At 73.8% G+C, this 9650-nt stretch carries 9 protein-coding genes; 5 read left to right on the top strand and 4 right to left on the bottom strand.

Going from position 1 to position 9650, the window contains the following annotated elements; translation table 11 throughout:
- Positions 1-1040 (top strand): hypothetical protein (locus KMS84_RS32970; RefSeq protein ID WP_256920185.1); only part of this gene is annotated, 1040 nt, incomplete at its 5' end.
- A 67-nt stretch (positions 1041-1107) separates the two neighbouring features.
- On the opposite strand, the gene KMS84_RS32965 is transcribed toward KMS84_RS32970, so the two are convergent.
- Positions 1108-1467 (bottom strand): MerR family transcriptional regulator, encoded by a 360-nt coding sequence (locus tag KMS84_RS32965; protein ID WP_256920184.1) that lies wholly within the window; start codon positions 1465-1467, stop codon positions 1108-1110.
- 70 nt (positions 1468-1537) lie between these two features.
- Here KMS84_RS32965 and KMS84_RS32960 point away from each other — a divergent pair, with 70 nt between their 5' ends.
- Complete coding sequence (locus KMS84_RS32960) at positions 1538-1978, top strand: hypothetical protein (RefSeq protein WP_256920183.1); 441 nt, start codon at positions 1538-1540, stop codon at positions 1976-1978.
- Positions 1979-2081: 103 nt separating this feature from the next.
- Here the strand turns inward: KMS84_RS32960 and KMS84_RS32955 are convergent, their stop codons facing one another.
- Entirely contained in the window at positions 2082-2543 is a 462-nt protein-coding gene (locus KMS84_RS32955) for an NUDIX hydrolase (protein WP_256920182.1), read from the bottom strand.
- A gap of 108 nt (positions 2544-2651) precedes the next feature.
- Here KMS84_RS32955 and KMS84_RS32950 point away from each other — a divergent pair, with 108 nt between their 5' ends.
- Positions 2652-3215 (top strand): CGNR zinc finger domain-containing protein, encoded by a 564-nt coding sequence (locus KMS84_RS32950; RefSeq protein WP_256920181.1) that lies wholly within the window; start codon positions 2652-2654, stop codon positions 3213-3215.
- Between the two features lie 264 nt (positions 3216-3479).
- A complete protein-coding gene (locus tag KMS84_RS32945; RefSeq protein WP_256920180.1) occupies positions 3480-6794 on the top strand; it encodes a S8 family serine peptidase in 3315 nt (1104 codons plus the stop codon).
- Positions 6795-6950: 156 nt separating this feature from the next.
- Here KMS84_RS32945 and KMS84_RS32940 read toward each other — a convergent pair whose 3' ends face one another.
- A complete protein-coding gene (locus KMS84_RS32940; protein ID WP_256920179.1) occupies positions 6951-7706 on the bottom strand; it encodes a hypothetical protein in 756 nt (251 codons plus the stop codon).
- A 1-nt stretch (position 7707) separates the two neighbouring features.
- Positions 7708-8253, bottom strand: coding sequence for an RNA polymerase sigma factor (locus tag KMS84_RS32935; protein WP_256920178.1), 546 nt, complete (start codon positions 8251-8253; stop codon positions 7708-7710).
- A 333-nt stretch (positions 8254-8586) separates the two neighbouring features.
- Between KMS84_RS32935 and KMS84_RS32930 the strand changes: the two genes are divergently transcribed.
- Positions 8587-9603, top strand: coding sequence for an aspartate-semialdehyde dehydrogenase (locus tag KMS84_RS32930; protein WP_256920177.1), 1017 nt, complete (start codon positions 8587-8589; stop codon positions 9601-9603).
- Positions 9604-9650 lie beyond the last annotated feature (47 nt).

The following is a 9650-nucleotide window of genomic DNA, read 5'->3' as shown; positions in this document are numbered from 1 at the left end:
CCCAGGTTCCCCCCGCGTCCCCCCGGCCCGTCCGCCACCTGTCCGAGGTCCAGCGCCGCGTCACCACGGCGGCCCAGCTGCGCGCCCAGGGCGTCACGCCCGCCGACGCGAACGAGCAGTGCCGCCCGGGCGGGCCCTGGCAGCAGCTCCTCCCGGGCGTGTACCTGCTCCACCCCGGTCCGCCGACCAGCGAGGAGCGCCTGCACGCGGTGCTGGCCTACGCCGGCCGCGACACCGCGGCGCCGACCGGGGTGCCCGCCCAGCCGGGCTGCGGGGAGCCGCACCGGCCCGTGTACAAGGAGGCGATGATCACGGGCCTGGCGGCGCTGAACCTGCACGGTCTGCCGTCCGCTCCCCCGCTGCCGGCCCTGGAGCACATCGACGTCCTGGTACCGCGGCTGCGCCGGTTGCGCTCGACGGGCTTCGCGCACGTCGTGCGCACGTCCACGCTGCCGGCCCCCGGGCAGGCGACGGGTATCGCGGTGGCGCCGGTGCCGCGCGCGCTGGCCGACGCGGTGGCCCAGCTGACGGACGCGGGGGTGGTGCGCCGGCTGCTGTCGGACGCGGTGCGCGGCGGCCACTGCGAACCGGCCGCGGTCGTGCGGGAGTTGAACGAGGCCAAGCTGCTGAGCCGGCCGCACGTGGTGGACGCCGTGGACTCGCTGCTCGCCGAGGGCCGCGCGATCGCGGAGGAGCGCCTGTACACGATGGTGTGCGAGCACGGCCTGCCCGACCCGGTGTGGAACGTGGACCTGCGCCTGCCGGGCGGCCCGCACCTCGGCGGCCTGGACGCCTACTGGCCGGAGTACGCGGTGGCCGTCGAGCTGGACACGCGGGCCCCGCGCCAGGACGAGGACGCGCTGTGGTCCGAGTACGCCCGCAAGCGCGAGCACCTGGAGCGGCTGGGCATCACGGTCGTGTACGTCACGCCCAGGAAGCTGCGGGACGCGATGGAACAGCAGGCGGCGGTGGTCCGCACCGCGCTCATGGCGTCGGGCGACCGGGACCCGGCCGCGTACGTCGTGGTGCTGCCCCGTTAGTGACGGAACGGGGCGGGACCAGGAGGGGAGAGGAGGGGCCGTCGGGGCGGACGCGACGGGCCCCTCCTCACGCGCCGGCCGCGCGCAGGGGACAGCCCGTTCCGGCACGGGCGGCCAGTTCGCCGCGCAGGGCGGCGAGTTCGGCGATCCGGGCGTCGACGATCCGGATCTTCTCCTCGAACAGCGCGGAGAGCGCGTCCGCCTGGTCGGGGGCGTCCCGCAGCTCGTCGCCGTGGCGGGCGATCTCGGCGAGGGAGAACCCGAGGGCACGCGCGGTGCGCACGTAGGCCAGCCACTCGACCGTCTCCGGCCCGAAGTCGCGGTAGCCGTTGGCCAGTCGGCGGCCCTCGACCAGTCCGACCCGCTCGTAGAAACGGAGGGTGTCCCTGGACACCCCGGTGCGTGCGGCGAGTTCTCCGATGCGCATGCGGCGACTCCGTCGGCTGGGCGATCCGGCGCTTGACCTTGGAGCGTAGTCCACTGTTTAGCGTCGTCCCATGACCGATCACCTCACTCCCGCCCGGCCCTCCTACCTCCGCGTCGTGCGCGCGAGCGCCTGGTACGACCTCACCGTCACAGCCGGCTTCGCCACCCCGTGGACGTACGCGGCCGTGCACCGCCTGCTGTCGTGGTGGAGCAGTTCCTGGGGCCTGGGCGCCTTCCCCCCGCTCGATCCGGTGCAGACGCTGTTCGCCAACCTGATGGGAGCGGTGGTGGTCGTCTGGGCGGTGCTGCGCCTGCTCGCACCGCTGCCGGTGCACGGGCTGTACGACGGCGCCGCACGCGTGCTGTTCTCCCTCTGGATGGCGTACGCGGCGGCGCAGGGCGCGCCCGGGGTGCTGTGGTTGTTCCTCGGCGTCGAGGTCGCCTTCGGGGCGGCGCAGCTGGCGCCGTGGGCGCGGGCGCGCCGGCCGTGGACGCGGCCCACGACGCCGTGAGACCGCGCCCCGTGCCGCGAAGGGGCCGCGTGACCGCGTGACCCGCACGGCCGGAGCACCGGCAACGGCGGCGGGAACGGCAGGGGGAGGGACGCGGCGGCGTTCAGCGCTCCGGCACGGACACCCGGCCGGTCGCCGGCCGTTCGCGCCACAGGCCGAGCGCGACGTCGACCAGGCGGACCCGGGCGAGCCCCGCGACCGCGTCCAGGTCGTGCCACGCGGCGAGGTCGGTGGAGCCGTTCACCTCGTTGCGCAGCTCGCCGCCCACGACCCGGCCCTCGTAGACGATGCGGACGCCGTGCTGGTCCACCGGACCGCGCAGTCCCGCGCGGCCGAGGGTCTGGCGGGAGGTGTCGATGCCGAGCAGGCCGGTCACCTCGACGCGGTACCCGGTCTCCTCGTCCAGCTCCCGGACGACCGTGTCGAGCGGGTCCTCCCCGTGGTCCATCCCGCCGCCCGGGAGCACCCACTCGTGCGTGCCGCCGGGGGCCGGCGAGCGGGCGAGCAGAACACGGTCGTCACGGACGCAGACGGCGTAGGCCGCCACTCTCAACCTCTGGCGCATGAGGGGACGTTAGCCGTCCGAGCCGGGGGCGGCAGGGGATTTTCCGGACACTGCAACCGGTCACGTACCCTTGAGGGGTTAGATCGAGGGTCGGACGAAGGAGAGGCCATGCCCGGCGCCCCCGCTTCCCGCCCTCGCGGGCCGCGTCCGCCGGACCCCCGCCCGCTCACCGGCGAGCCGCTCGCGCTCGACCTGCTCAACACCCGCTGGACACAGGACGGGGCCGTGCGGGATCTGCTGGAGGACGCGGACGGACCGGCGGTCTGGCTCGCGGCCAACGGGCTGGACGAGCGGTTCAGGGCCGACGCGCAGACCCTGCGGCGCCTGCTCGTCGCCCGCGAGGCGATCGAGGCCGCCGTTCAGGGGACCGGAACGGAGCGCCTGGACGACGTCCTCGAGCACGGACGCATCCGGCCCACCCTCACCGCCGAGGGCCCCGGCGAGCGGGCCGAGTTCGCGGACGAGACATGGGGGCCGGCCTGGCTGGCCGCGCGCGACTACCTGGACCTGCTCACCCGCGCGCCGGACCGGATCCGCGGCTGCGCCCACGAGGCCTGCACGCTGCACTTCCTCGACACCTCGCGCAACGGCGCCCGCCGGTGGTGCTCCATGGCGACCTGCGGCAACCGCGTCAAGGCCTCCCGGCACCACGCCCGTTCGAAAGAGGCCTGACGCCGACGCGCGGACAGGGGGCGAGGCCGGAGGCGGGACCGGCGGAGGCCCGGCGGTGGGGCCACAGCGGACGGACAGTCCGCGCACAGCGGGCTCGTAGAGGGTTTTCCCCATACATCCATATCGTTTCGGTCAACTCTCCCCAAACAGCCGCCCCTTAGGTAAAGCTTTGCGGTCATCCGGGATCGCGTTCCGGACGGTCGTGATCAGGCAGGAACGGTCTCGATCACGTGCCGCTCGTTCCTTTACCTACAAGGGATGCCGATGACCCACACCCCCCAGCGTGCACCGATATCGGGCACCAGACGCGTGGCCCGCATAGCCGTGGCCGCCGGCCTGGTGGCCGCACTGTCCGCGGCCGGGCCGATACCCCTGGCCTTCTCCGCCGACGCCGGACCGGCCCCCGGGACCTCCGACCCGGGCCCCAAGTCCGCGCCCCGCAAGCTCGGCTCCGACGACGCCGCCCTCCTCGCCGAGGCCAAGGCCTCCGGCGCCAAGAACGTCACGCTGATGGTCGCCACCGCCCCCGGCCGGACCGAGCAGGTCGCCGACGAGCTGGACGCGGTCAAGGGCGGCTCGGTGGGCCAGACCTACGACAAGCTCGGCTACGTCCGCGCCACCGTCCCGACGGCCAAGGCCGACTCGGCGATCGCCGCCGCGGCCGAGCTGACCTCGGTGCACGCCATCGACCTGCGGCAGGACATCGTCCTCGACGACCCGGCGCCGAGCGCCGACGCCGCGAAGGACGCCCGGTCCGCCGGCAAGGCGAAGACCTACGCCGCGCCGGACAGGAACACCCCCGCCCGAAACCCGTACAACCCGTCCTTCGAGACGGGCGCCGTCGACTTCGTGAAGAAGAACCCGAAGGCCGACGGCCGCGGTGTCACCATCGGCATCCTCGACTCCGGCGTGGACCTGGCGCACCCCGCGCTCCAGAAGACCACCACCGGCGAGCGCAAGATCGTCGACTGGGTGACCGCCACCGACCCGCTGCTCGACAACGACGCCTCCTGGCGCCCGATGGTGACCTCCGTCTCCGGGCCCTCCTTCAGCTACGGCGGCCGCACCTGGACGGCGAAGCCCGGCTCGTACCAGATCAACCTCTTCCGGGAGTCCGCCACCGCGGGCGGTGACGCCAAGGGCGACGTCAACCGCGACGGCGACACCACCGACGTGTGGGGCGTCCTGTACGACGCGGCGGCCGGCACCGTCACCGTCGACGTGAACGGCAACGGCGACTTCACCGACGACACCGCGATGAAGCCGTACAAGGACGGTTACCAGATCGGCTGGTTCGGCACCGACGACCCGTCGACCGACGTCGCCGAGCGCCAGCCGTTCGTCGTGCAGATCCGCAAGGACGTGCCGATGGACCCGCTGGGCGGCGACTGGGTCGGCAAGAAGGCCGACTTCGCCAACATCGGTCTCATCGCCAGCGAGCACGGCACGCACGTGGCCGGCATCACCGCCGCGCACGGCCTGTTCGGCGGCCGCATGAACGGCGCCGCCCCCGGCGCGAAGATCGTCTCGTCCCGTGCCTGCGTCTTCGGCCCGGGCTGCACCAACGTCGCCCTCACCGAGGGCATGATCGACCTGGTCGTCAACCGCGGCGTCGACATCGTCAACATGTCGATCGGCGGACTGCCGGGCCTCAACGACGGCAACAACGCGCGCGCCGAGCTGTACACGCGCCTCATCGACACCTACGGCGTCCAGCTCGTGATCTCCGCGGGCAACGAGGGCCCCGGCGCGAACACCATCGGCGACCCCGGTCTGGCCGACAAGGTGATCTCCGTCGGCGCGGCCATCTCCAAGGAGACCTGGGCCGCCAACTACGGCTCGCAGGTGACGAAGAAGTACGCCCTGCTGCCCTTCTCCTCGCGCGGTCCGCGTGAGGACGGCGGCTTCACGCCGACCCTGGTCGCCCCCGGCGCCGCGATCAACACCACCCAGACCTGGCTGCCCGGGTCCCCGGTCGCCGACGCGGGCTACCCGCTGCCGGCCGGCTACTCCATGCTCCAGGGCACCTCGATGGCCTCCCCGCAGGCCGCGGGCGCCTCGGCGCTGCTGATCTCCGCCGCCAAGCAGTCCAAGGTCGCGCTCACCCCGGCGATCCTGCGCACGGCGCTGACCTCGACCGCGGACCACATCAAGGGTCTCCAGGCCTACGAGGAGGGCGCGGGCGCGATCGACATCGTCGCGGCCTGGAAGTCCATCCGGCACGGCGCCACCGCGCACGACTACACCGTCAAGGCCCCGGTCGACACCGCGCTCGACCAGGCCCTGAAGACCCCGGGCTTCGGCACCGGGATCTACGACCGCGAGAGCGGCCTGAAGGCCGGGCAGAAGAAGACGTACGACGTCACGATCACCCGTACCTCCGGCCCCGACAAGGCGGTCCGCCACGAGCTCCGCCTGGCGAACGACGCGGCCGGCGCCTTCCGGCTCCTCGGCAAGGGCGACGTCCGGCTCCCGCTGAACAAGCCGGTGACGGTCCAGGTCCAGGCCCGGCCGAAGGCCGCGGGCATCGCCAGCGTCATCCTCGAGGTGGACGACCCGAAGACCGAGGGCGTCGACAAGCAGATCCTCAACACGGTCGTCGTCTCGACGCCCGTGAGCCACACCTTCTCCGTGTCGAACACCGTGCAGCGCAACAGCTTCCAGTCCTACTTCCTGACCGTGCCCGAGGGCGCCAAGGCGTTCGAGGTCGCGATCGGCGGGCTGAAGGACAAGAGCCAGACCCGGTTCATCTCCATCCACCCGTACGGCGTCGCGGTCGAGGACAGCTCCACGATCTACTGCTACAGCAACTACCCCGACACCAACGGCTGCCGTCCCGACGCCCGTTCGTACCAGAACCCGCAGGCGGGCGTCTGGGAGATCGAGGTCGAGTCGCGCCGCACCTCGCCGCTGCTCGACAACCCGTACAAGCTGGAGGCCACCGTCTACGGCGCGGCCTTCGCCCCGGAGAACGTGACCGTGCCCGAGGCGAAGGTCGGCGTCCCGGCCGCCGCCTCCTGGACGGTGACGAACAAGTTCGCCGCCTTCGACGGCAAGCTGGTCGGCGGCCCGCTCGGCTCGTCCAAGAAGGACCGCCCGACCATCGCCAACGGCACCACCCGGACCACCACGGTCGAGGTCCCGGCCGGCGCGAAGTCGCTCGACGTGTCCATCGGCAACGTCTCCGACGCCTCCGCCGACCTGGACCTGACGGTCTACGACGCGGCCGGCAAGAAGGTCGCGCAGCAGGCCGACGGCGACTCGGAGGAGGCGGTCTCCATCCCGTCGCCCGCCGCCGGCACGTACACCATCGAGGTCGCGGGCTACTCGGTCCCGGCCGGCACCACGGCGTACGACTACGTGGACGCGTTCCTGTCCTCCGCGCTCGGCACCGTCGCGGTCGACGGATCCGCGCCGGTGAAGCTGGCCACGGGCGCCTCCGCGGCGGTCTCGGCCACCGCCACCGCCGCGGCCACCGCTCCGGCGGGCCGGGTGCTCTACGGCCAGGTCCAGCTGGTCAACGCGCGGGGCACCGTCGCGGGCGCCGGCAACGTGACGATCGAGAAGGTCACTCCGTAACGCCTGGGGCCGGACGAACCCGAGGCGGGAAGAAGGGGCGGGCGTCCGTACGGGCGCCCGCCCTTCGCCGTACGGGCGCCCGCCCTCGCCGTCCGCGCGACCGCCGCGCCCCCGCGGGGAGGCTCGTCGCGCGGGCCCGGGGGCACGGGGCCGCCGCTAGCCGCAGCCGGCGGCGGCCGCCTCGGGCAGGGCGCGGGCCAGGGTGAGGCGTTGCGGGGCGACGGCGGCTTCCCCCACCAGCCAGACGTCGGGGACTTCCGCCCCCCGCGCCAGGGCCACCAGCACGTGGTCGCCGGGATTCACCGGCGCTCCCGCGTCCCGCTCCCTGTCCACGCCGACCTCGGGCGCGCTCTTCGCGGGCCGGTAGGCGTGCGTGACGCGCACGCTGACGCGTTCGCGGGCGGTGCCGGGCAGCCGGCGGACGGCCGTCACGTCGCCCTCGACCAGCAGCCGGGTGCAGGCGAGGTAGCCGGGGTCGGCGAGCAGCGCGACGGCGTCCTCGGCCGCCATGTCCCGGGACTCGCCGCGGCCGGCGTCGCTCGCCGCGCTCTTGCTGCCCGCGTCGTCGGCCACCCCCGGCGCGCCGCGGAGGGCCGCCCAGCCGCCCCCGAGGACCAGCGCGCCCGCCGCGGCCGCCCCGACGGCTCCCAGGAGCAGGGGGCGGAGCCGGCGCGGGGCGCGCGCCCGTCGGACCGGCGCGGGCGACGGCCGTGCCGCGCCCTCGCCCACCGGCTCCGTCAACGCGTCGGCGAGCGCGCCGAGCCGCTCGCGCAGCACCGCCACGTCGGCCGTGGCCGAGCGGTGTTCCGCCATGAAGGCGGCGTCCGCACGGGCCTCGTCCGGCAGCGGCTCCCCGGTGATCGCCGCCATCAGCGCGTCCGGGCCGCCACGGCCGTCGGGTTCCCCGGTCACTTCAGACCACCTCGTCCTCGTGCAGGCGGGCGCGCAGGGCCCGGACGGCCGTGTGCAGGCGGCTCTTGACCGTGCCCTCCGGGACGCCCAGCTCCACAGCGATGGAACGCACCGGCAGATCGGCGTAGAAGCGCAGGACGACGACCTGCCGCTGCGCGTCGGGAAGGGCGTCCAGCCCCCCGGCGACGGCCAGGGAGAGCACGCTGTCCTCCTCGCCGGAGGGGTGCTCGTGCTGGCGCAGCGAGGCCAGCCGCTCCCCCAGCCGCTCCTGCCGCCGCCTGGCCCGGTGCCAGTCCATGGCGAGGTTGGAGGCCACGACCGCCGCCCAGGCGGAGACGTCGCGCGGCGCCTCGTATCCCCTCGCCGCGCGCTCCAGCAGCCGCAGACGGACCTGCTGCACCCCGTCCGGCAGGTCCGCCTGCGGCACCCCGCCCAGCGCGAGCACGGCCCGCACCCGGCGTTCCTGCGCCGGGTCCAGCGGATCGTCGCCGTGCCCGGCCGCCCCGTCCCCCTGGACCCGGCGGGTGATTCTGCGCAGCACAGACACCCCTCCCTCGCCGCGTTTCTCCTACGACGCCGCCGCGCCCGGAAACGTTCGCCCCCGGCGCGAACAATCTCGGGGCGGTGCCACGGAGGTGTACGTCACACCGGCGGGCGCGGCAGCACAGCTTGCGGCCGCGGACCGCGCCGGATGGAATTCCTCCAGCTCAGCGGGGGTGCGGGAGCGAGTTCCGCAACCGTCGGCCGCCGGGGGGCGTCCCAGCCCTCGGGCATGGCGGGCAAAGAATTGGACAGGTAGGCCGGTGTCGGCCGCATGATGGGAAAGCCACGGCCAGGCAATGCGTACGCAGCGAGACAGAACGAGACAAAGGGAGTCGCCGTGAGGGTCGGAATCGTCGGAGCCACCGGTCAGGTCGGCACGGTCATGCGCAGCATCCTCCAGGAACGGAACTTCCCGGTCACGGAGCTGCGCCTGTTCGCCTCGGCCCGCTCGGCGGGGACGGTCCTGGACGGCGTGACGGTGGAGGACGCGGCGACGGCCGACTACACCGGCCTCGACATCGTGCTGTTCTCCGCGGGCGGCGCGACCTCGAAGGCGCTGGCCGAGAAGGTGGCCTCGCAGGGCGCCGTCGTGATCGACAACTCCTCCGCCTGGCGCAAGGACCCCGAGGTGCCCCTCGTGGTCTCCGAGGTCAACCCGCACGCGATCGTGGACCGACCCAAGGGCATCATCGCCAACCCGAACTGCACCACGATGGCCGCGATGCCGGTGCTGAAGCCGCTGCACGAGGAGGCCGGCCTGGAGGCGCTGGTCGTCGCCACGTACCAGGCGGTGTCCGGCTCGGGCGTGGCCGGCGTGGCCGAGCTGCACGGGCAGGCGCAGAAGGTCGTGGCGGACGCGGACCGGCTCGCCCACGACGGCACGGCGGTCGACTTCCCGGAGCCGCAGGTCTACCAGCGTCCCATCGCCTTCAACGTCGTCCCGCTCGCCGGCTCGATCGTCGACGACGGCCTGCACGAGACCGACGAGGAGCAGAAGCTCCGCAACGAGTCCCGCAAGATCCTGGAGATCCCCGGACTGAAGGTCTCCGGCACCTGTGTGCGCGTCCCGGTCTTCTCCGGCCACTCCCTCCAGGTCAACGCCCGGTTCGCACGGCCGCTGACGGTGGAGCGCGCCACGGAGCTGCTGGCCGGCGCGCCGGGCGTGGCCCTCTCCGACATCCCCACCCCGCTCCAGGCGGCCGGCCAGGACCCCTCGTACGTGGGCCGCATCCGGCAGGACGAGACCGTCGAGCACGGCCTCGCCCTGTTCGTCTCCAACGACAACCTGCGCAAGGGCGCGGCGCTGAACGCCGTGCAGATCGCGGAACTGGTGGCGGCGGAGCTGAAGGGCTGACGCACGCGGGAACGACGAGGGGGGCGGGCGTCCGTGCGGACGCCCGC

It is taken from the genome of Streptomyces hilarionis (assembly GCF_024539675.1).
GTDB classification, from domain to species: Bacteria; Actinomycetota; Actinomycetes; order Streptomycetales; family Streptomycetaceae; genus Streptomyces; species Streptomyces hilarionis.
Note: the sequence above shows the minus strand (reverse complement) of the source record. Positions and strands in the feature narration are given on the sequence as shown.